This window comes from Rhodococcus sp. 05-2254-5 (assembly GCF_002258575.1).
GTDB lineage: Bacteria > Actinomycetota > Actinomycetes > Mycobacteriales > Mycobacteriaceae > Rhodococcoides > Rhodococcoides fascians.
In genome coordinates this window covers 588,475-608,937 of record NZ_NOZG01000029.1, presented here as the reverse complement: position 1 = coordinate 608,937, position 20,463 = coordinate 588,475, and the positions used below count along the sequence as shown (strand labels likewise).

The following is a 20,463-nucleotide window of genomic DNA, read 5'->3' as shown; positions in this document are numbered from 1 at the left end:
TAGGATCAGCGCCATCATGGTGCAGTCCTCGCGCACGGTCCCGCCGTATCGGGTGCCCCCGACAGTCTTGATCGCTGCTGCCACGGTCTGGAATCGACGCGAAGCGTACTGGTTTCTCGTCGCGGTGATCGTGCCTGCTGCCTGCTGGTCCAGGTATCCCCCGCTGGTGCCCTACATGTTCGCGATCGTTCTGTTCGGGGCTCTGGTGTTTCGCTACCGACGGATCGCCTCGTGGGTGTCGATGTTGCGCTGGGGAGTGATCGCACACGTCGAGACCGTGGACACGGCACTACGCGGCGATCGCAACCTCCGACTCGCACACGCCACCGGGTGGAACGTCCAACGGCGTTGGTACACAGGACCATTGACGGAATCCACGGTGCGCTATCGAGCGGGGGATGCGCGTGGTCACCTGTTCGTTCGGGGACTGCCGTTCACCACCGGTGTGGTGCTCGCACACTCGAAACAACCGGCTTCGGCGATGGTCATCAGCGACTTCCCCTGCGATCTGCAACTGGACGGCAAGGGACGCTGGGCGGCTACGTTCCCGCAAGGATTCTGGCGACAGGCATCTGCGACGGTCGCGCTGTACGGCTACGCCGTGGCAGGCCTCGCGGTCTCGCTCGGGTATCGCTGACGACAATCGGCTCCCCAGACTCGGAAATATGCCTCTGATCGGAGGCACATTTCCGAAACCGGGGAGCCGATTGCCCGCTGGACCTACGGCAACGACGGCAATTGCGTATCCACAAGCCATGCGTCCCACAGGGTTCGGGGGCAACCGAAGCGAGAGGCGAGGTCGGTGAAGTCGGCGGTCGCCACGGTGGAGTAGCGGTACTTGGAGGTCCATTCCTGGATCAGGCCGAAGAATCGTTCGTCGCCGATGGTGCGTCGCAGTGCGTGCAAGGCCAGCGCGCCCCGCTTGTAGACGCGGTCGTCGAAGATGCGGGCGGGCCCGGGATCGGTGAGCTGCAGATCCATCGCGAGCCCTCGCTGAATGGTGTGAGCTCGCTTGGCCTTGTCGTGAGCCGTTGCGCCGCCGGAGTTCTCGGCCCAGATCCATTCCGAGTAGCAGGCGAATCCTTCGTGCAGCCAGATGTCTGCCCACTTGCCGAGGGTGAGGGAATTGCCGAACCACTGGTGCGCCAATTCGTGTGCAACCAGACGCTCGTAGTACCGGGAACCCGAACAGTGGTTGGCACCGAAGATGGACAGGCCCTGCGCCTCGACCGGGATTTCGAGATCGTCGTCGGTCACCACCACGGTGTACGCCGCGAAAGGGTAAGGGCCGTAGAGCCGTACGAAGGTGTCCATCATCTGGGGTTGACGGCCGAAGTCGTGGTCGAACTGAGCTCGTAGCCGCGGGGGCGTGATCGCGTTCATCGGCACCGGTCCCGGGCTGACGACGCGATGCTCGTACGGGCCGATCTGAATGGTCGCGAGATAGCTGGCCATCGGCTCGGGCTGCTCGTACACCCACGTGGTCCGGCTGGCCCGAGTCTGCTTGCGTACCAACGTGCCGTTGGCCACCGCGTAGTACGGCGAATCGGTGGTGATGGTGATGCCGTAGCTGGCCTTGGACACCGGGTGGTCGTCACACGGAAACCACGATGCGGCACCGTTCGGCTGACTCGCGACGATCGATCCCTCGGTGAGCTCCTCCCAGCCGACCTCACCCCAGAAACCGTTGATGGGCTTGGGTGTTCCGCCGTACGCCACCGTGACCACCAGTGCCGCTCCGGACGCGATGGGCTTGGCGGGAGTGATCTTCAGCTTGCCCCGCTGGTGGCTGAACTTCACCGAACGTGACCCGTTGACCGACACCTTCGACACGTTCATCGCCGGGCCGAGATCCAACGCGAATTTCGACACCGTCGCCGTGGTGACCGCGGTGATCTTCGCTTTGCCCGTCAATCGGTTGCTCTCGACCTTGTACTCGAGGTCGAGTTCGTAGCGCGAGACGCGATAGCCGCGATTGCCGTTCTGCGGAAGATACGTATCGATCGGATTGTCACTGGAGTCGACGTCGAACACCGGTGCCACGAGCCTGTCCGGCATTGAAGATCACCCCTCGTTTCGGTCGTCGCGAATCCGCGGAAAGGGATCACCCTTGGCCCACGGCGCGATCGGATTGCCCTGCCAACGAGTATGCGCGGGAACCGTATCGCCGCGCATCACCAGAGAGGCAGGCCCCACCGTCGCACCATCACCTATACCCGATGCAGGCAAAGCGACACAGTGCGGTCCCAGGGTTGCGCCTCTGCCGAGATCGACGGTGTCCATGGACATGATCCGATCATGGAACAGGTGCGTCTGCACAACGCACCCTCGGTTCACCGTCGCACCGTCGGCCAACGTCACGAGGTCTGCCTCGGGGAGCCAGTACGTCTCGCACCACACACCTCGACCGATGTCCGCCCCGAGCCACCGCAGCCACATGTTGAGCACCGCGGTGCCCTCGGCAGCGCGCGCGAACCACGGTGCGGCGACGGTCTCGACGAACGTGTCGGCCACCTCGTTGCGCCAGACGAACGAACTCCACAGCGGATGATCGGTCTTGCCGATCCGGCCGACCCACAGCCACTTCGCGGCCGCCGACACCGCTGCAGCCACGAAGCCGGCGACGAGCAACACGACACCGCTGAGCGCGGCAGCGAGCCAGTAGCCGATCGAGTCGGCAATCGCGGTCAGTCCGAACAGCACACCGAGGCCGATGCCGAACGTCACGACGACGGGAATCAGCCGGCACGTCTCGACGAGTGAACGGGCGATCTTCAACTTGCGAGGCGGGTCGAACGTCCGCGACGAGTCGGCACTGCCTGCCGCGCGGCGCAACCGTACCGGTGGACTACCGAGCCACGACGAGCCCGACTTCGCCTTGTCCGGAGTTGCCGACAGCACCGCAACGAGACCGTTCTTCGGGACGGTCCGCCCCGGTCCCGTCATGCCGGAGTTTCCGAGGAACGCCCGCTTGCCCACCTTGGCGTCGCCCAGGTGCATCCAGCCGCCGCCGAGTTCGTAGCTCGCGACCATGGTGTCGTCGGCGAGGAACGCGCCGTCGGCCACGGTGGTGAACTTGGGAATCATCAGCACTGTCGACGCCTCGACGTCCTTGCCGATCTTCGCGCCCAGCAACCGGAGCCAATGCGGTGTCAGCAGCGACGCGTAGAGCGGGAACAGGAAGGTGCGCGCCGAATCCATCAGGCGTTCGGTGGCCCACACCTGCCAGCCGATGCGGCTGCGCACGGGGTGGTAGCCGCCGACGAGACCGATGCCGAGCAACCGGACCGCGACGACGGTGATCAGCGCGAACACCGCCAGCGACACCAGAGTGGCGACGGGCAGCATCACCAAGCCGCGCTCGAAGGCCCCCAGCACGGAGTCCGCGGTGTGAATCCACCAGCCCATCAGCACCAGGCTGACGCCGATGGAGAACAGGGCCATGCCGGAGAGGAACAGCGACGCGACGCCGTAGGCGAACACCCACTTGGTGGCGCGCGGCGGGGTCTCCGCCGGCCACGGATGATCGGCCTTGCCCACTTTCTGCGCGGGCGAGCCGGACCACATCTGGCCGGCCTTGACTCGTCCGACGACGGCGGAGCCGGCCGTCACAACCGCGTTCTTGCCGACCTTGGTGCCGGGCAGCAGCGTGGAGCGGGCACCGACAGTGGCACCCGCACCGATCTCGATGCCGCCGATGTAGACGAGGTCGCCGTCGATCCAATGACCGGACAGGTCGACCTCGGGTTCGATGGAGCAGCCGTCGCCGAGTTCGAGCATGCCGGTCACGGGCGGCAGGGTGTGCAGGTCGACGCCCTTACCGATCTTCGAGCCGAGAGCGCGCGCGTAATAGACCATCCACGGTGCGCCCGACAGGTTGGACGCGCCACTGGCATCGGTCAATCTCGTTGCCGCCCATAGTCTTATGTGCATGCTGCCGCCGCGTCGATATGCGCCGGGTTTCAACCCCGCCAGCAGTATCCGCGAGCCGATCACCGAGATGGCCATGCGCCCGACCGGGGTGATGAACAGGACGAACGCGAGAAGAATCCACCACCACGACAGCGTCGGAGCCCACGGCACGTCGTCGAACCAGGCCATGACGTTGAACAGCAGGCCGAGCCAGGTGACCCACTGCAACCCGGTCAGGGTCGTCAACGGCACGGTCGCCAGAATCTGTGCCCACTGCGCGGTGCGGGACGTCGGTGCCACATCGCGGGGGATTGCCTCCACGACAGGCTTCAGGTCGTCCAGATACTGTGCCAGAGAACCCAACCGCGGGTGGTCGTAGAGCTGCGCGACGGTGATCTCGGGGAACCGCTCGCGCAGTGCCGTCACCAGCTGAGCGGCCGACAGTGAACCGCCGCCGTTGGCGAAGAAGTCGGCGTTCTCGTCGTTGACCTGAGCGCCGAGGATGTTGGTCCACAACTCGGCCACCCACCCCGCGGTACCACCGAGCGCCGACGCGCCCGCCATGCCGGGCAGCGGCCACGGGAGCGCATTGCGGTCGACCTTGCCCGAGGTACGTGTGGGCATCTCGTCGACCAGCGCGAGCCGCGGTACGAGCGCCGACGGCAACTGCTCGGCCAACAAGGCGCGCGCGGCCTCCAGGTCGAAGTCGGGATTGGTACTGGCGAGATATCCCACCAGAACCGAGTTGCCCGCAGCGGTCTTGCGGACTGCCGCGGCCGCGCCGCCGACGCCCGGAAGTGCTTGCAGCGCATTGTCTATCTCGCCCAGCTCGATGCGTCGGCCGCCGAGCTTGACCTGGTCGTCGGCGCGGCCCTGGAACAGCAGCCCTTCGAGCTCGAGCTTCACCAGATCGCCGCTGCGATACGCCCGGTCCCACCCGAGAGACGGCATGGGCGCGTACTTCTCGGCGTCCTTGGCCGGATCGAGATACCGGGCGAGGCCGACGCCGCCGATGACGAGCTCGCCCACTTCGCCGACCGCCACCGGAGTGCCCGAGGCGTCGACGACCGCCAGATCCCAACCGTCCAGCGGTAATCCGATGCGGACCGGACCTTTACCGTCCATGATGGACGCGCACGCGACAACCGTCGCCTCGGTGGGGCCGTAGGTGTTCCAGACTTCCCGGCCTTCGACGGCGAGCCGCTCGGCCAGCTCGGGTGGGCATGCTTCGCCGCCGAAGATCAACAGCCGCACCGCTTCCAGTGCCACGGCGGGCCACAGTGACGCCAGCGTAGGCACCGTCGAGACGACGCTGATGTCTCGGGAGACGAGCCACGGACCGAGGTCGAAGCCGGATCGCACCAGAGAGCGCGGGGCGGGTACCAGGCAGGCACCGTGCCGCCACGCAAGCCACATCTCCTCGCAGGAGGCGTCGAACGCGACCGACAGGCCGGCGAGCACTCGGTCGCCTGGTCCCAGCGGATCCTTCTGCAGGAACATCCGCGCCTCGGCGTCGACGAATGCCGCGGCGTTACGGTGGCTGACTGCAACACCTTTGGGGGTTCCGGTCGAACCCGAGGTGAAGATCACCCACGCGTCGTCCTCGGGTGTGGGCAGCTCGGGCACCGGAGTACCGGCACCCAGTTCGGGCGCATTCTGTTTCGGCGCGGTGCCGGCAGCGATTCCGCCCGCAGTGACGATGGCCGTCACCTGCGCCTCACCGAAGACCAATTCGGCGCGCTCTTCCGGATCGTCGGCGTCGACGGGTACGTACGCAGCCCCGACGTCGAGGATCGACAGAATTGCGACATAGAGCGAGAAGGACCCCGACGGCATTCTGATGCCGACGCGGTCGCCGCGCCGGACACCGGCGTCGGCGAGCCACTGGGCGCCCTCGGCGATGTCGTCCAGCAGTTCGGCGTAGCTGACCGACACCGTCCCGTCGTCGATCGCGGGTGCATCCGGGAAGCGATCGGCGGTCTCCTGCAGTACGTCGATCAGTGTGCGGGCCGGCGGGGCAAGGGGCGAGCGGAGAAACGCGGCCGGAGCAGGTGCGATATCCGTGCTCGAACCCGGCAGATCGTTCTCTTGGTGCACAGGCAACCGGGTGTCCTTCTCGTTCGTTGGCACATGACTCTTGTGGTGCTGGGGAAAGCAGCGCCGTTGGTTATCTCACGTTCTGTTTGCCAGCAGGTGAACGAGCGCGCCTTCCCACCGCGGAAATCCTACTGCTGTGTGGGAGCGATCCCCGGCTTGACAAAACCGTGGCGGGTTTGCCAGTGTCTTGACCACGGTCACGAGTACCAGCATCGAGCCCCGGCTTGCTGGTCGGCAACCCTCCTTCGCGGTGGGGTGCTCCGGGTGACGACCAGGCTGACACCGAAAAATCGGTGCGGCAAGCGCGGACTCGTTCACGAATATCTTCCGTTGCGGGTCCCTCGAACGTGAGGGCTTGATCTGTCATGACGTCTGTACTTTCCCGTCCCTGCACTCCTTTTGCCCCTGTTTCCGGCACGGAGTTGCAGGTTCCGTTGGTTCACGGCGGCACGTGCACCTACGCCAATTTCGATTACGCGGCCAGCGCGCCTGCGCTGTCCGCAGTGACCGATCGGATCGCGGAATTGCTGCCGTTCTATTCGAGCGTGCACCGCGGGGCCGGCTACGCGTCTCGGGTGTGCACCGCGGCGTACGAGAAGGCGCGCGAGACCGTGGCTGGTTTCGTTGGTGCACAAACGAATTCAGTGGTCGTGTTCACGCGCAACACCACCGATTCGCTCAATCTGTTGGCCGCGTGCGTGCCGGGGGAGACCGTGGTGCTCGATATCGAACACCACGCCAACCTTTTGCCGTGGCGTAATCGCCGAGTGGTGGTCGCAGCATCGACGCTGGCGGAGACGCTCTCCCGGCTCGACGCGGAGCTGGCTGCGAAACCTACTGCGCTACTGGCCATCACGGGTGCATCGAACGTCACCGGCGAAGTGCTCCCCATCGAGCAACTGGCCGATCTCGCGCATCGCCACGGTGCCCGGATCGTCGTCGACGGCGCACAGCTCGTTCCGCACCGTCGAGTGGACATCGCCGCACTCGGTGTGGACTATCTGGCGTTCTCCGGTCACAAGCTCTACGCCCCGTTCGGCGCGGGTGTGCTTGTGGGAAGGCGTGATTGGCTCGACGCGGGCGAGCCCCACCTGGCCGGCGGCGGTGCCGTGCGCAGTGTGACGATCGAGCACACCGACTGGGCTCCCGCACCGCAGCGTCACGAGGCGGGAACGCCCAACGTGCTCGGAGTCGCCGCGCTGGCGGCGGCGTGCGAGGCCATCGCGTCGTTCGACGAGGATGCCGCGACGACGCACGAGCGGGAATTGTCCACCCGATTGCGGGACGGGTTGGCCGCACTGAAGGGTGTCGAACTGCTGCAGGTGTGGGCCGACGCGCCCGACGTCGTCGGCATCGTCACGTTCACCGTCGCCGGCCACGACCCCGGTGAAGTGGCGGCGTACCTGTCGGCCGAACACGGCATCGGAGTGCGCGACGGAAAGTTCTGCGCCCACCCGCTGCTGCGCCGGCTCGGTCATGCCGACGGTGCCGTGCGGGCCAGTATCGGTCTCGGCAGTTCCTCGGCCGACGTGGACCGACTCGTCGACGCCGTGGCAGCGTTCGTCGAGTCCGGGCCGACATGGGACTACGCCGAAGAAGCCGGGTGGTGGAACCCCGTACCGGACCCTCGGCCGTTCCCCGCCCTGGCCGATGGGGCCGCCGGGGTTGGATCCCCGTGCAGCCCCGCAGGCAGTTAGCATGGCGTCATGACCGTGAGTGTCGTGTCGCGTGGCAATCGCCACTGGTGCAACAGGTATGTCGATCTGTGCCGCACTGCGTCCGGGTCGTGTTCGAGTTCGGCTCCGCTCCGACCGCATGCGCATCCCGACCGACGAATCAGGACCACCACTCATGTCGCACAATCACACCCGCATAGCCATCGAATCCGCTGACGTCTGGACCGAGCTGACCGTCGGGCCCGAGGTGAACACCGTCAGAATCGTTGCCTCGGACCTGCGGGAAGCTCAGCAGCAACGCGCCCGGTTGCACGCGGAAGCCGTCGACCGCGGTGAATCGGCCGATAATCTCGCGGTCTTCCTCGATCTCGAGATCTACATCGCTGCCGACGCCAGGACGGCCCGTCGGGAATTCGCCGCACTCGACGCGCCGGCAAGCCCGTCGTCCATCCGCTACGTCGGTACCCCGTCGGGACTGGCAAGTTTGATCTCCGACGTCACCGCGGCCGACGTCGCCGACGGCGTGACGCTGCAGGTGCACGGCGAGATCGAGCGGCAGTCGACGTTCCTGGCCGCGGGAGTGTTGCCGCTCCTCGAATCGCGCGGCACCCGCCTCGACACCGACGTCGTCGACGCGATCCTCGGCGCACCCCGAATTGCCCCGACCCTTGCTTCCTAGGTCGTTCGAGCTCAGGTGACGTCGATCGCCAGACCTGCGGTGATGCGCAGCAACTCGGTGTACGACGAGCGGAAGATCGTGTCGATGTGCCCGGCCGCGGCCCACAGTTCGGGGTGGGCCGCAAGGTCCTGATCGACGAACGTATCCAAATTCGTCGGATGGCCCACCGGAGCGATTCCCCCGATCGGCTGGCCGGTGGCGTGCTTGGCGGTACGCAGATCGGCCCGGGCGAGCGTGCCGCCGAGACGCTCACCGGTGTGTTCGAGATGAACATTGTGAGCCCCGGACACCAGGAGCAACACCGGCTCGTCGTCGAGCAGAAACACCATCGACTTCACGATCGCACCCACATCGACGCCCAACGCAGCTGCGGCGTCGGCGGCGGTGTGGGTGCCCTCGGGACTGTTCACCACCACCCCGTGATGACCACGAGAAATCAGGGTGTCGGCAACATGGGCTGCATTCGGATGAAGTAGCCGGGACATGCCCCAACCCTATTGCCACACGACCGTTTACGCAGACAGCTTGCCCAACTGGGTCATTCCGCAGGCACCACTCCCGCCTCCTTGGGTCATTCCGCAGGCTCCACTCCCGCGAGATCACCGAACAATCTCAATCGCGCCATTCCCCCGTCGGGGAAGATGTCCATTCGCACCTCCGACACCGGGGCGTCGTGGTCGAGGACGAAGCGATGCCGAGTGTCGGGCTGCAGTGTCGTTCGCGGCAGCAGTTCGATCCAGTCGCCGTCGCCCAGTCGCCCTTGCAGGGATGCCGCGCCGGGGGCGTTGCCCAGGAAGCAACTGGTGTCCAGCTCGGCCAGCCGGATCCGGCCCGTGCCGGCGAGCTGCACCTGCACCCAGTCGTTGGCGTCGTTGCGTCGACGCGAGGTCTCCCAGCCTTCGCCCATCGAGCGCGGCGGGCCGGGGAACAGCAGATTGTTGGGGGAGCTGTAGAACATGTTGGAGCAGGCCGAGACGTATGCGCCGTTCTCGAGCGCGGCCAGGTCGACGGGCCCGACGGCGAGGAACTTCGGGTCCGGGACGCCGCGTCCCAGTACTCGCAGCCGAGCGACGCCGCCGTCCGGGTAGATGGACAGCTTGACGTGCGTCCACCGGGCGTCGGACGCGACCTCGAATCGGTTCTCGCTGTCGCCGTCGACGGCACTACGGGCGACGATGGTCGTCCATTCGGTGTCGTACAGCTCGGTCGGTGACGGGAATCCGGTCACCTCGGCGGCCTCGATCGAAATTTCCGGCGGGTAGTTGCCGGTGAACCACGACGTGTCGACGATGACGGCCGACACGACGCCGGCAGCTCCGAGTCGCACGATCGCCTCGTCGTAGCCGGCCTCGCGTCGGCGCCGCGTCTCCCACCCGTCGTAGATCTGCCCCTTGTGCCCGAACGTCGCGGTCGAGTAGTCGGCTTTGCCCGGTGTGATCAGATTTTCCTTCTCGGCGAACGTCTCGTCGTTCGCCCACACCACTGCGCCACCGAGTGTGCGGACAGCGAGATCGGGCATCGGCAGAGGGAAGGTGGCAGTCATGGGATGCCACTTTACTGGCTCGGCATCGATACACCGGCGCTGCGACGACGGCGCAGAACCGCTGCCGCAGCCATCAGCAGCACGCCGGTCAGGATGTAGAGACCCAGTCCGAGTGCCGGCTGCCCGACCCCCGCACCCGAGAAGTACACGATGCTGCGCACTCCTTCGGTGCCGATGCCCGGGGTGATCCACCGGCCGATCGACGCGTACACATGCGGCAGTACGTTGGCCCCGAAAGCGCCTCCAGCGCTGGGGTTTCCGAGGATGACGAACAGCACGATCGCCGCCGGTACCGCGGCCACTCCGATCAGGGCTCGCAGGCCCATCGTGAACAGTCCGGTGGCGAAGACGACCCCGGTGCCCAGCAGGGTGAGCGGAAACCAGTGTCCGGCAAAGGTTCCGAGTACGTGGGTGGTCAGCAGTGCTCCCAGTGCGCCCGAGGCAATCGAGTACGCGGCGAGAATGCCGACGTGGACACAGGTTTCGCGTCGGGTCTTCGGTGCCCCGATGAGGAGACCGAAGGCGGCAGCGAGGAGGTAGCCGCCGACGACCCAGCCCGCCGACAGGTAGAAGCCGGACAATCCTCGGTTGTCGTGCACACCGACCGGGATCTCGTCACGCACCACGAATTGGCGTCCCTGAGCGGCATCGACCTCGGTGAAGATCGATTCGAGGGCGGTCGCCACCGAGCTGCCGGCAGCGCTCGCGGTGATCAGTGTGTCGGTGCCGCTCGAGCCGACGACGTAGGCGCCGAGGATGTCCCGATCGCGGAGCAGGGTGCGAACCTCGGCGGTATCCGCTGCCGTACGCGCGTCGAGCGGTGCCCCGTCGATGGCGTCGAGGCGGTCGGCGGTCTGCTGGTCCAGGCCGGCGGGAAGCCCGGCCTCGGTCACCACGACGATCGGAATCGCGTGGGGAGTCGGCTGATGAAACGCCGACACGTAGCTGAGGATGAAGCCGAGTTGCAGCACCAGCACTGCGGCGGCGAGTAGTGACATCTTGCGCATGAAAAGTGCTCCTGAACATGTCGAGACTCGAAGACCTTGTCGATACCCGAGGTATTCAATACTCTAGGTATCGTGAATGCCGAGCAGCAAGAAGAGTGGCGATCGACACAGCCACAGCGCAGGCCGCAGCGCACCGATGTGCGAGAGAGACTGCTCGCCGCAGCCGCCGACGAGTTCACCGAGCGCGGATACGCGGCGGCCAAGCTCACCGACATTGCCGATCGGGCCGGCTTCACGAAGGGGGCCGTGTACTCCAACTTCGATTCCAAGCAAGGTTTGTTCGCCGAACTGCTGGCACAGCGCTCACTCGATCTCGCCGCCCGAGTACTCGCTCACGTGTCGGACCTGGACCCGCAGGCGGCAGCGGGAGCCGGCGGCGGCGAAATCGCATCCTGGGTGGTCGCCGAGCCGCGGTGGCCGCTACTGACCGTCGAATTCGGGATTCTTGCGGGCCGTGACCCGGTGGTCGCCGAGCGTTACCGCACCGACCGCCGTGCCCTCCGCTCCGAGCTCGAACGACTCATCGCCGATCGAGCGGTGCAATGGGGTGTGGGGGAGGCGTTCGATGCTCGACGCCTCGCGATGTCCTTGGCTGCGTTGATCTCCGGATTGGCCGTGGAACATTCGGTGGATCCGGAGGAGATCGACCGGTCCGTCATCGCCGATGCCGTGTCGGAACTGTTCGCCGGAGCGATAGCCAGAGCACAGCTCGATTGAGGGCTGCGCTACCGGGTACTCCGGGTTCATGACTGCTCAGAATCCAGAACCCGATGAGACTGCCGGCCTCGAAGCGGGCGGTAGCGTGACGCCGGGCGATACTCCTCCAGCCGAGACAGCAGTCGGTGGGCCGAACCACGAACCGCCGCAGCGCAGTCGCGTGATGCCGATCGTCGTCATCGTTCTGGTGGCATTGTTGGCGATCGTGATCGCCGGTGGCCTGATCGGTCGAGTTGTCGGCCTGTTCGGCTGATTTCGCGGTGTCAGTACGGCGGCCAGCCGCCTTCGGGACCCAACAGTCGGCCGAGGCGACGGTGATCGATCTCGACCAACTCCCTGCGCATGACCAGCCGTTCGGTCGGTTCGTCGTTGTCGAGTCGATGGCCGAGCTCCATCAGCACGTCCCTGGGTTCGAAACCGTCGGGAGCCATCATCAGGTTCGAGACGTACCGCCAGCCGAATTTCGACTCGTACGCGCGCGCTGCGGTGCCCAGGGCGCTACGTGATTCTGCGTCCATGGTCGTGCACATCTTGTTCGGCTCGGGCAGCGTCGCGGCCAAGGCGTCGATGACGTTGTCGGACAACTCGTTCAGCTCGGCGGCCGCCGCGGTGAACAACTCGTCCCGCGACCGGTACGGGCGGCCGTCGGCGAGACGTGAGGCCCAGGCAACCGAGCAACAGCACTCGTAGAGCGCGTGTACCGCCTTGCGACGCGGCAGATCGTTGAATGTCTCGAGACCCAACCCCTGATGCATCAACATGCATGAATGATGGGGGACCGCAGTCGGCCATTGCCATAGCTGAGCAGGCTCTTAGCGCAGACGTTACTCGGCGTAACACGCCCTGTGGGTACTGCTGCGTCTGCCGCTAGGCTCGCAGCATGACCGAACGGAACTGGACCGCATTCTCTGCGGAGATCGCAGACCACATCGCGCACGTGACACTTCTCGGGCCGAACAAGGGCAACGCCATGGGCCCTGATTTCTGGAGCGAATGCCCAGAACTGTTCGCCCGACTCGATGCCGATCCAGAGGTACGGGCCGTGGTTCTCGCGGGCTCCGGAAGGAACTTCACCTACGGTCTCGACCTGCCGGCCATGGCCGGAACGTTCGGGCCGCTGATGGCCGACCAAGCACTCGCCGGACCCAGGACCACGTTCCACGACACCATCAAGACGATGCAGAAGGCCGTCAACGCCGTGGCGGACTGCCGCAAGCCCGTCGTCGCCGCAGTGCAGGGTTGGTGCATCGGTGGCGGCGTCGACCTCATCACCGCCGCCGACGTGCGGTACGCCAGCGCCGACGCGAAGTTCAGCGTCCGCGAGGTGCGTGTCGCGATCGTCGCCGACATGGGATCTCTCGCTCGACTCCCCGCGATCATCGGCGACGGCCACATGCGTGAGCTCGCGTTGACCGGCAAGGACATCGACGCGGCGCGCGCCGAGAAGATCGGCCTGGTCAACGACGTGTTCGAGGACCACGATGCCGTCCTCGCGGCCGCCCGCGAGTGCGCCGCGGCCATTGCTGCGAACCCGCCCCTGGTGGTGCAGGGCATCAAGACCGTCCTCGACCATTCCCGGTCGGCGAGCGTCGACGACTCGCTGAGATTCGTCGCGGCCTGGAACGCGGCTTTCCTCGCCTCGCACGATCTCACCGAGGCCATCACCTCGGTCTTCGAGAAGCGTCCGGCCCAATTCACCGGTAGCTGACGTGGTCGAGTACGCCGAAGAGCTGGGTACACAGCTGGTTCGGCTGCAGCGGATTCGGGAGCGCAACATCGCGCAGATCTCGTCCTCGGGCGGCGTCGACGGTGCCGCCTACGTATGCCTGTTCCGCCTGCTGCGCGACGGACCGATGCGGTCCAGCGAGCTCGCCGCGATGGTCAACTCTGACCCGTCCACGGTCAGCAGGCAGGTAGGGCAGCTGGTCGAGCGAGGACATGTCGCTCGGGTACCCGACGAACGTGACGGGCGGGCATTCGTTCTGGCCGTCACCCCGTCCGGCGAGGAAGCTGCAGCGGCCATCCAGCAACGCCGCACCGAGAACCTCGGACGAGTCATCGAAGGATGGGCCGAGGAGGATCGGGCGACGCTGGTCGGACTGCTGGACCGATTCTTGACCGATTACGAGACCATCAGACCGGACCTGCCCACTCAACGCCCGGGTAACGTCTGAGCCTCGGACTCCGAGAACTCGGTGCCGACGGTCGAGTCGTTTCGTACGCTCGAGCCCTGCCTCGACGGCCGGGGCGCGACGCCGTCGTACGCGAATGCTCGGACTGCTCGGAACGGACGGAGGGGACGCGATGCCAACCGATCACGACCTACCCTCCCCGTCGTCCGAGATCGGACCCCGATCGGGCTCGATCCGGCTCGAGCGTCGCGTGGCCAGGGGTATCGCAGTGCTCGTCCCGTCGTTCGGCGTGATCGGCGCGATCATCATGCTGTCGGACGACGGTCCGGTGGGCACGACAGCCGTGCTGATTTGCACGATCGTGCTGCTCTCCACCCTGCCGGTGGGAGCGTGGTGGTGGTTACGGTCGGTGGACGCCTCGCACATGCCCGGATGGTTTGTGATCTATGCGGACGTGGGGGTGTCGGGGCTACTGCTGACCTTTGCGGACCGGGACCTGGCTCTGTACGGGGCTGCCCTGTTCTCGGTGATCGGCACCTACATCGCATACTTCTCCCGCCGCAACGTACTGAAATTTCACACGGCGTTCGTCAACGCCGTCATTCTGCTGCTCGCGGTTCTGGCCGTCCTCGAACGCCCGGACGACCCGGCCTCGATCGTCGCGCGCGCTCTCGTCACGGTGCTTGTGGTCAACTCAGTGCTCGCCTTTCGCGCCGTCATCCAACGCCAGCTCGACCTCGCCAACACCGACTCCTTGACGGGCCTGCTCAATCGGCGCGGTCTGGAACTGCGGCTCGAGCGGATGCTGGGCAGATTGGCCGACACTGAATCCGTGGCGTTGATGGTGGTCGATCTGGACCAGTTCAAGCGGGTCAACGACACCTTCGGCCACGCGATGGGTGACCGGGTTCTTCGTCGGACAGCGCGGCGGCTGAGCGCTGTCACCGGTAGACGTCCGTGCGTGGCGCGGACCGGAGGTGAAGAGTTCACGATTGCCGTTCCGGTCGACGCCGACTCCGCGAAACACCTGGCCGACGACATTCGCGAGGCGGTGCACGATCCAGGCGACGACGTGCCGGTGACGGTCAGCATCGGGGTCGCGATACTCGATGCCGGCCGGTGGCGGTCGGCCGATTCGTCCTACGAGTCGGCCGAGTTGATGCACAACGGACTGCTCGACGCCGACGCAGCGATGTACGAGTCGAAACACGCGGGTGGAAACAAAGCAACGGTGTACACCGGCACCTGACATGCCGGTGTACACCGTTGGTCGTTCCCGGGAAACGTTCTGGGGAGAACGATTCGAACCGTCAGCGCAGAGCGCTCTTCGAAGTCTCAGCGCAGAGCGCTCTTCGGGTCGTTCCACAGCTGGTCGGTGAAATCCTCCAACGCGACGAGCACGATGGTGTCCTCGGTGCGCCTGAGAATCGACTTGCTGGCCCGCACCTGAACGATGTCGCCGGTCTTGTCGGTCATCCGCCACAGGGAGTCCGCACGGGTGGCGACGGTGGTCAGGAACATCTCCGCGACGTTCACGCCCTCCGGAGCTCGATCCGGGAAGATGTCGTGCAGGTGGAAGTCCTCTCGTTCTGTCCGGTCGAGTCCGAACAGATCGTCGAAGGCCTCGTTTGCGAACACGATGGCACCGGTGGGATCGACAGCCAGAATCGGTACCGGGATCCGGTCGAGAACGACGGTCACCGGCAGATCGGGGAACTGGGTCGGGTCCGATATCGGCCGCGACTCCAGATTGCGCCGATCACCGGCGGTGCCGTTGGAAGTGCTGTCGGTCATACGTCTCCCCAAACTGTGGTTCGTCGGCTCACGGCCGAAACGAGGTGTTGTGATGCCGAAAGGATCAGTGACCCGGATTGTCCGTCAAACGCTTGAAGGACGCAGCGATTTCGGCCTCGGCTTCTGCGCGACCCACCCAGTCTGCACCGGTGACGTGCTTGTTGGGTTCGAGATCCTTGTAATGGACGAAGAAATGCTTGATCGCGTCGAGCTCGAAGGTCGAGACGTCGCTCAGGTCCTGGATGTGATCCCAGCGGGTGTCGCCGGCCGGCACACACAGCACCTTGTCGTCGCCGCCTGCTTCGTCGACCATCTTGAACATGGCCACCGGGCGGGCCTCGACGATGACACCGGGGTACACCGACTCGGGCAGCAGCACCAGCGCGTCGAGCGGATCGCCGTCCTCGCCCAGGGTGTTCTCGATGAAACCGTAGTCGGCCGGATACGCCATCGCGGTGTAGAGGTAGCGGTCGAGGCGAACACGTCCGGTGACGTGGTCGACCTCGTACTTGTTGCGCTGCCCCTTGGGGATCTCGATGGTGACGTCGAACGACACGTGCAGTCCTCACTGTCTTGGTTCGAGCCCGACCGGACTCGAGTGGTTTGCGAATGTCTCTATGGTGGCGGCGCAAGGCTACCGGACCCGAGGATACTGTTGACTCGATGATCATGGGTACGACCACGGCAATGACGGAGGAACGGTGGCGGGGCTGACACGGCGATTCCTCGGTCCCATGGCGGGGCGTAGACGCAGGAAGAAGCGGTTGATCCTCACGCTGTGCGCGGTGTTCGTCGTGGTCCTTGCCGTCACGACCGCCGCTCTGGTGCTGCCCAGGGTCTCCGAGAGTGCCGACGCCGCGATCGCACCCCCACCCGAGACGGTGCTGCCGAACCCGTCGATCACCGCGTTCCCCGACTCCGCCCCGGTGCCGAGCGCAGCCGGTCTCGCGGGCGCGTTGGCACCCGTGGTGGACGACGCCGCGCTCGGCACCTTCACCGGAACCGTGGCCGACGCGCAGACCGGCCAGATCCTGTGGTCGCAGAATCCCGACACGCCCATGACTCCCGCATCGACGACCAAGGTGCTCACGGCAGCGGCCGCGATGCTCGCGCTTCCGTCCGACCACCGCGTCGCGACCCGGGTGGTCCAGGGCAGCGGTGAGGGCAACATCGTGCTGATCGCCGGCGGCGACCCCACGCTCACCGCCCTGCCGGTGGGTACGACCGGGTTCTATCCGGGAGCGGCGCGTATCGACGACCTGGTGGAGCAGATCCGTCGCAGCGGAACCGCAGTGCGCAGCATCAGCGTCGACACGTCCATCTACTCCGGCGACACGATGGCCCAGGGCTGGTTCCCGGCCGACATCGCCGCCGGATCGATCACCCCGATCGAACCGATCATGCTCGACGGCGGCCGCTCGAACCCCCTCGTCGACGAATCGCCGCGTAGCACCACGCCTGCCCTCGATGCCGGCCGCGCCCTCGCCGCGGGACTCGGCGTCGACCCCGCTGCGGTGACGACGGGCAAGGCGGCGGAGGGTGCCGATCAGATCGCATCGGTGCAGTCGGCCCCGTTGCGAGATCGGCTGCAGCAGATGATCTATCGGTCCGACAACGTACTCGCCGAAGCGGTGGGCCGAGAACTCTCGCTCGAGATGAACACGGCGGCAAGCTTTTCCGGGGCGGTGGCGTCCATCGGCCAGACCCTGTTCTCGGCCGGCTTCGACATGGCCGGTCTGTCGTTGCAGGACGCGAGCGGACTGTCGGTCGACGGCAGGATTCCCGCGCGCCTGCTCGATCAGGTGCTGACGTCGGCAGCCGGGAGCGGTCAACCGGCACTGCGGCCCATGCTCGACTACCTACCGGTCGCCGGTGCCACCGGAACGCTGTCCGATCGGTACGCCTCGGGTGATCGCACCGGTGCCGGCTGGGTTCGCGCGAAGACCGGAACCCTCTCCGCTGCAAGCGCTCTGGCGGGGTACGTCGTCGACGTAGACGGTCGGATCCTGACGTTCGCCCTGATGTCCAACGACCGGCCACCCGATGTCAGTCGACCCGCCCTCGATGCCGTCGCATCGACCCTGAGAATGTGTGGTTGCCGATGAGCACCGAAACAGCAACCGCCGACGACAACGACGCCACGTCCGGGTTCGCCGGCGCAGTCGACTGGGCGGTGGCCGCGAAGGCCGGAGCGAGATTGGCCCGCCCGGGGCCGGCCACCTCGCGATACACCGCCGCCGCAGCCGTGGAAGAGCTTGCCGCAGCATCGGTTCGGGCCGAGGGTCCGGTGCGGGAGACGACCGGTCTGGCCGACGGTCTGCCGGTGCCCGACGCCCAGGTGGTCGATCGAGCAGGATGGATCGCAGCGGCGGCCGCGTCGATGAAGCACCTCACCGGGGACGAGAACGAGGCACCCCCGACCGGACTGCTCGGTGGCAAGCCCGCCGGGTTGCAGGCCGGTGCCATGCTCGCGTTCCTGTCCAGTGCCATTCTGGGACAGTACGATCCGTTCACCGGTGAGAGCGGCACCCTGCTGCTGGTCGCACCCAATGTGATCGCCGTCGAACGTGCACTTCGCGTCTCACCCAGTGATTTTCGGCTCTGGGTATGCCTGCACGAGGTGACCCACCGAGTGCAGTTCTCCTCCGCGCCGTGGCTCGGGCAGTACATGCGGGACAACGTCGGATTGCTCTCCGACGGCACCGACGAGCCGATGTCCGATGTCCTCACTCGGCTGAGCGGCGCTCTGAAGGCCAGGAAGAACCCCGGCGGATCCGCCGAGGACGCCGGCATCATCGGTCTGCTCCGCGCGACCCAGCCCGAGCCGCAGCGGCAGGCGATCGACCGGCTTCTCGTTCTCGGAACACTGCTCGAAGGTCACGCCGACCACGTCATGGACGCCGTCGGACCGGCCGTCGTGCCGTCGGTGGTGCAGATCCGCCGCGCGTTCGATCGGCGACGCCAACGCAAGGTCAACCCCGTGCAACGCGTCGTGCGCACGCTGCTCGGGATGGACGCGAAGATGGCGCAATACGTACGCGGCAAGGCATTCGTGGATCACGTCGTCGGCTCGGTGGGAATGGAACGCTTCAACACGGTGTGGACCGGGCCGGACACTCTGCCGTTGCTGTCGGAGATCGAGGACCCGGATGCGTGGGTCGCGCGAGTCCTTGGCTGAGCCTGCGGAACGACCCATGCTGCCCGAGTCTCCGGCGTTGCTGGAGGTTCGGCGAGCGGTGCGGGGTTGGTTGGCGGCGCATCCCGGCCCGGTAGCGGTGGGGTTGTCCGGTGGTGCGGATTCACTGGCGCTCACTGCGGCGACGGCAGCCGAGGCTTCGAACGTGGCGGCGCTGATCGTCGATCATGGACTTCAGGCGGGATCGGCCGAGGTGGCTGCCGTCGCCGCCGAGCGTGCCCGGTTGCTGGGCGTCGCCGATGCACGGGTGCTGACGGTGACCGTGGCGGGTACGGGTGGGGTGGAAGCCGCCGCGCGCCGAGCCCGATACGACGCGTTGGACGGCGCGCGCGGCGCTGCCTCGGTACTGGTGGCGCACACTCTCGACGACCAGGCGGAGACGGTGCTGCTGGGCCTCGGTCGCGGCTCGGGGCCGCGGTCCATCGCCGGAATGGCAGCGTTCGACGACCCGTGGGGTCGGCCGCTCCTCGGGGTGCGACGCGCTGTGACGCGGGCCGCGTGCGCGGAGCTGGGACTCGAACCGTTCGAGGATCCGCACAATTTCGATCCGGACTTCACCCGGGTGCGGCTACGCCACGAGGTGCTGCCGTTGCTCGAGGACGTGCTCGGTGGGGGCGTCGCTCCGGCTCTGGCCCGCACGGCCGAGCAGCTGCAGGACGACGGCCGTGCGCTCGACGCCATCGCCGCGGCCGTCGTCGATACGAACACCCGCGAGTTGGACGTCTCGGCGATCGAATCGTCCGACCCTGCGATCCGCCGCCGAGTGGTGCGGCGCTGGCTCCTCGGCCGGGGTGTGACGTCGTTGTCGGACCGTCAGATCCGCGCTGTCGATGCGCTCGTCGTGCGCTGGACCGGGCAGGGCGGAGTTGCGCTGCCTGGGGGAACACCGGAGGCGAGGTTGGTGTGCTCGCGTCGGCATGGCAGGCTGAGCGTCGGCCTGGAGAACGAATGAAGGGAAACCCCGTGTACGAGGGCGACATCGAATCGGTTCTCATTTCCGAGGAACAGATCAAAACACGGACCGCGGAACTCGCAGAGGAAATTGCCAAGCGGTATCCCGAGGGTGCTCCCGAAGGCGACTTGCTGCTGGTCGGCGTTCTCAAGGGCGCGATCATGTTCATGACCGACTTCGCGCGGGCCCTGCCCATCCCGGCGCAGCTCGAGTTCATGGCGGTGAGCTCCTACGGCTCGTCGACGTCGTCCTCCGGCGTCGTCCGGATTCTCAAGGACCTCGACCGCGACATCACCGGACGCCACGTGCTGATCGTCGAGGACATCATCGACTCCGGTCTGACGCTGAGCTGGCTCAAGCGCAACCTGGCGACCCGGTCGCCGGCCTCGCTGTCGGTGGTGACGTTGCTGCGTAAGCCCGACGCGATCAAGGTCGACGTCGAGGTCGCGAACGTGGGCTTCGACATCCCCAACGAGTTCGTCGTCGGCTACGGCCTCGATTACAACGAGCGATACCGCGATCTGCCGTACATCGGTCTGCTGGACCCGAAGGTGTACAGCTGATCCGAGTTCTTTCGGTTCCGCCCGTGTCGCTGCGCTGGACCGTCCGTCAATGGACCATTGCCGCGCCGAGACGTATGCAATGGTCCATCGATCCGGATAGTGTGCGGCGATACACGGGGAACTGCCGGGGGAGTGCAGTCGTTGGAGGGGAAGAAGCGTCGACGCCGACAGGCGCGTGGACGCAGAGCGCCAGGT

General features: G+C 66.3%; 20 protein-coding genes and 1 riboswitch. Of the genes, 12 read left to right on the top strand and 8 right to left on the bottom strand.

Features of this window, described 5'->3' with window-relative positions; translation table 11 throughout:
• Window positions 1-16 precede the first annotated feature (16 nt).
• Window positions 17-637, top strand: a complete 621-nt coding sequence (locus CH278_RS22425; protein WP_094622838.1) for a hypothetical protein — start codon at window positions 17-19, stop codon at window positions 635-637.
• 83 nt (window positions 638-720) lie between these two features.
• On the opposite strand, the gene CH278_RS22420 is transcribed toward CH278_RS22425, so the two are convergent.
• Together CH278_RS22420 and CH278_RS22415 are read right to left on the bottom strand one after the other, a co-directional pair.
• The gene (locus CH278_RS22420) at window positions 721-2,058 is read right to left on the bottom strand and encodes a M1 family metallopeptidase (RefSeq protein WP_032364488.1); all 1,338 of its coding nucleotides are present in this window, start codon (window positions 2,056-2,058) and stop codon (window positions 721-723) included.
• A 6-nt stretch (window positions 2,059-2,064) separates the two neighbouring features.
• Window positions 2,065-6,009 carry a Pls/PosA family non-ribosomal peptide synthetase gene (locus CH278_RS22415; protein WP_230593391.1) on the bottom strand — a complete coding sequence of 1,315 codons (3,945 nt, stop codon included), beginning with the start codon at window positions 6,007-6,009 and terminating at the stop codon, window positions 2,065-2,067.
• 195 nt (window positions 6,010-6,204) lie between these two features.
• Window positions 6,205-6,320, top strand: a riboswitch (SAM riboswitch).
• Window positions 6,321-6,374: 54 nt separating this feature from the next.
• Here CH278_RS22415 and CH278_RS22410 point away from each other — a divergent pair.
• Together CH278_RS22410 and CH278_RS22405 are read left to right on the top strand one after the other, a co-directional pair.
• On the top strand, window positions 6,375-7,706 hold the full coding sequence (locus CH278_RS22410; protein WP_094622837.1) for an aminotransferase class V-fold PLP-dependent enzyme: 1,332 nt from the start codon (window positions 6,375-6,377) through the stop codon (window positions 7,704-7,706).
• Between the two features lie 154 nt (window positions 7,707-7,860).
• A complete protein-coding gene (locus tag CH278_RS22405) occupies window positions 7,861-8,364 on the top strand; it encodes a hypothetical protein (RefSeq protein WP_027494388.1) in 504 nt (167 codons plus the stop codon).
• Window positions 8,365-8,375: 11 nt separating this feature from the next.
• Here the strand turns inward: CH278_RS22405 and CH278_RS22400 are convergent, their stop codons facing one another.
• The 3 genes from CH278_RS22400 to CH278_RS22390 all read right to left on the bottom strand — a co-directional run bounded on the left by CH278_RS22400 (window position 8,376) and on the right by CH278_RS22390 (window position 10,914).
• Window positions 8,376-8,849, bottom strand: coding sequence for a YbaK/EbsC family protein (locus CH278_RS22400; protein ID WP_032364486.1), 474 nt, complete (start codon window positions 8,847-8,849; stop codon window positions 8,376-8,378).
• A gap of 86 nt (window positions 8,850-8,935) precedes the next feature.
• On the bottom strand, window positions 8,936-9,907 hold the full coding sequence (gene alc, locus CH278_RS22395) for an allantoicase (RefSeq protein ID WP_032391339.1): 972 nt from the start codon (window positions 9,905-9,907) through the stop codon (window positions 8,936-8,938).
• Between the two features lie 11 nt (window positions 9,908-9,918).
• Window positions 9,919-10,914: a hypothetical protein gene (locus tag CH278_RS22390; protein ID WP_094622836.1), complete on the bottom strand. Its 996-nt coding sequence runs from the start codon at window positions 10,912-10,914 to the stop codon at window positions 9,919-9,921.
• A gap of 72 nt (window positions 10,915-10,986) precedes the next feature.
• Here CH278_RS22390 and CH278_RS22385 point away from each other — a divergent pair, with 72 nt between their 5' ends.
• Together CH278_RS22385 and CH278_RS22380 are read left to right on the top strand one after the other, a co-directional pair.
• The gene (locus CH278_RS22385) at window positions 10,987-11,631 is read left to right on the top strand and encodes a TetR/AcrR family transcriptional regulator (protein ID WP_179273890.1); all 645 of its coding nucleotides are present in this window, start codon (window positions 10,987-10,989) and stop codon (window positions 11,629-11,631) included.
• A 28-nt stretch (window positions 11,632-11,659) separates the two neighbouring features.
• Window positions 11,660-11,884 carry a DUF6480 family protein gene (locus tag CH278_RS22380; RefSeq protein ID WP_027494384.1) on the top strand — a complete coding sequence of 75 codons (225 nt, stop codon included), beginning with the start codon at window positions 11,660-11,662 and terminating at the stop codon, window positions 11,882-11,884.
• 10 nt (window positions 11,885-11,894) lie between these two features.
• Here the strand turns inward: CH278_RS22380 and CH278_RS22375 are convergent, their stop codons facing one another.
• Window positions 11,895-12,392, bottom strand: coding sequence for a 2-oxo-4-hydroxy-4-carboxy-5-ureidoimidazoline decarboxylase (locus CH278_RS22375; RefSeq protein WP_032369380.1), 498 nt, complete (start codon window positions 12,390-12,392; stop codon window positions 11,895-11,897).
• A 119-nt stretch (window positions 12,393-12,511) separates the two neighbouring features.
• Here CH278_RS22375 and CH278_RS22370 point away from each other — a divergent pair, with 119 nt between their 5' ends.
• The 3 genes from CH278_RS22370 to CH278_RS22360 all read left to right on the top strand — a co-directional run bounded on the left by CH278_RS22370 (window position 12,512) and on the right by CH278_RS22360 (window position 15,012).
• Window positions 12,512-13,339, top strand: a complete 828-nt coding sequence (locus CH278_RS22370; RefSeq protein ID WP_094622835.1) for a crotonase/enoyl-CoA hydratase family protein — start codon at window positions 12,512-12,514, stop codon at window positions 13,337-13,339.
• Between the two features lies 1 nt (window position 13,340).
• Window positions 13,341-13,805: a MarR family winged helix-turn-helix transcriptional regulator gene (locus CH278_RS22365; protein WP_032369382.1), complete on the top strand. Its 465-nt coding sequence runs from the start codon at window positions 13,341-13,343 to the stop codon at window positions 13,803-13,805.
• 130 nt (window positions 13,806-13,935) lie between these two features.
• Window positions 13,936-15,012 carry a GGDEF domain-containing protein gene (locus tag CH278_RS22360; RefSeq protein WP_032369418.1) on the top strand — a complete coding sequence of 359 codons (1,077 nt, stop codon included), beginning with the start codon at window positions 13,936-13,938 and terminating at the stop codon, window positions 15,010-15,012.
• Between the two features lie 86 nt (window positions 15,013-15,098).
• Here CH278_RS22360 and CH278_RS22355 read toward each other — a convergent pair whose 3' ends face one another.
• Together CH278_RS22355 and CH278_RS22350 are read right to left on the bottom strand one after the other, a co-directional pair.
• Window positions 15,099-15,557 carry a PAS domain-containing protein gene (locus CH278_RS22355; protein WP_027494379.1) on the bottom strand — a complete coding sequence of 153 codons (459 nt, stop codon included), beginning with the start codon at window positions 15,555-15,557 and terminating at the stop codon, window positions 15,099-15,101.
• A 64-nt stretch (window positions 15,558-15,621) separates the two neighbouring features.
• On the bottom strand, window positions 15,622-16,113 hold the full coding sequence (locus CH278_RS22350) for an inorganic diphosphatase (RefSeq protein WP_027494378.1): 492 nt from the start codon (window positions 16,111-16,113) through the stop codon (window positions 15,622-15,624).
• A gap of 178 nt (window positions 16,114-16,291) precedes the next feature.
• Here CH278_RS22350 and dacB point away from each other — a divergent pair, with 178 nt between their 5' ends.
• The 4 genes from dacB to hpt are packed head-to-tail and all read left to right on the top strand — an operon-like array spanning window position 16,292 to window position 20,268.
• A complete protein-coding gene (dacB, locus tag CH278_RS22345; RefSeq protein ID WP_051365287.1) occupies window positions 16,292-17,662 on the top strand; it encodes a D-alanyl-D-alanine carboxypeptidase/D-alanyl-D-alanine endopeptidase in 1,371 nt (456 codons plus the stop codon).
• The gene (locus tag CH278_RS22340; RefSeq protein WP_094622834.1) at window positions 17,659-18,735 is read left to right on the top strand and encodes a zinc-dependent metalloprotease; all 1,077 of its coding nucleotides are present in this window, start codon (window positions 17,659-17,661) and stop codon (window positions 18,733-18,735) included. Before dacB ends, CH278_RS22340 begins: the two co-directional genes overlap by 4 nt.
• 16 nt (window positions 18,736-18,751) lie before the next feature.
• Entirely contained in the window at window positions 18,752-19,705 is a 954-nt protein-coding gene (gene tilS / locus CH278_RS22335; RefSeq protein ID WP_179274494.1) for a tRNA lysidine(34) synthetase TilS, read from the top strand.
• A gap of 11 nt (window positions 19,706-19,716) precedes the next feature.
• Complete coding sequence (gene hpt, locus CH278_RS22330; protein ID WP_027494374.1) at window positions 19,717-20,268, top strand: hypoxanthine phosphoribosyltransferase; 552 nt, start codon at window positions 19,717-19,719, stop codon at window positions 20,266-20,268.
• Window positions 20,269-20,463 lie beyond the last annotated feature (195 nt).

Coding starts and splice junctions, on each gene's coding strand:
- CH278_RS22425 (WP_094622838.1), top strand. CDS start 17: ATGGTGCAGTCCTCGCGCACGGTCCCGCCGTATCGGGTGCCCCCGACA.
- CH278_RS22420 (WP_032364488.1), bottom strand. CDS start 2,058: ATGCCGGACAGGCTCGTGGCACCGGTGTTCGACGTCGACTCCAGTGAC.
- CH278_RS22410 (WP_094622837.1), top strand. CDS start 6,375: ATGACGTCTGTACTTTCCCGTCCCTGCACTCCTTTTGCCCCTGTTTCC.
- CH278_RS22405 (WP_027494388.1), top strand. CDS start 7,861: ATGTCGCACAATCACACCCGCATAGCCATCGAATCCGCTGACGTCTGG.
- CH278_RS22400 (WP_032364486.1), bottom strand. CDS start 8,849: ATGTCCCGGCTACTTCATCCGAATGCAGCCCATGTTGCCGACACCCTG.
- alc (WP_032391339.1), bottom strand. CDS start 9,907: ATGACTGCCACCTTCCCTCTGCCGATGCCCGATCTCGCTGTCCGCACA.
- CH278_RS22390 (WP_094622836.1), bottom strand. CDS start 10,914: ATGCGCAAGATGTCACTACTCGCCGCCGCAGTGCTGGTGCTGCAACTC.
- CH278_RS22380 (WP_027494384.1), top strand. CDS start 11,660: ATGACTGCTCAGAATCCAGAACCCGATGAGACTGCCGGCCTCGAAGCG.
- CH278_RS22375 (WP_032369380.1), bottom strand. CDS start 12,392: ATGTTGATGCATCAGGGGTTGGGTCTCGAGACATTCAACGATCTGCCG.
- CH278_RS22370 (WP_094622835.1), top strand. CDS start 12,512: ATGACCGAACGGAACTGGACCGCATTCTCTGCGGAGATCGCAGACCAC.
- CH278_RS22360 (WP_032369418.1), top strand. CDS start 13,936: ATGCCAACCGATCACGACCTACCCTCCCCGTCGTCCGAGATCGGACCC.
- CH278_RS22355 (WP_027494379.1), bottom strand. CDS start 15,557: ATGACCGACAGCACTTCCAACGGCACCGCCGGTGATCGGCGCAATCTG.
- dacB (WP_051365287.1), top strand. CDS start 16,292: ATGGCGGGGCGTAGACGCAGGAAGAAGCGGTTGATCCTCACGCTGTGC.
- CH278_RS22340 (WP_094622834.1), top strand. CDS start 17,659: ATGAGCACCGAAACAGCAACCGCCGACGACAACGACGCCACGTCCGGG.
- tilS (WP_179274494.1), top strand. CDS start 18,752: ATGCTGCCCGAGTCTCCGGCGTTGCTGGAGGTTCGGCGAGCGGTGCGG.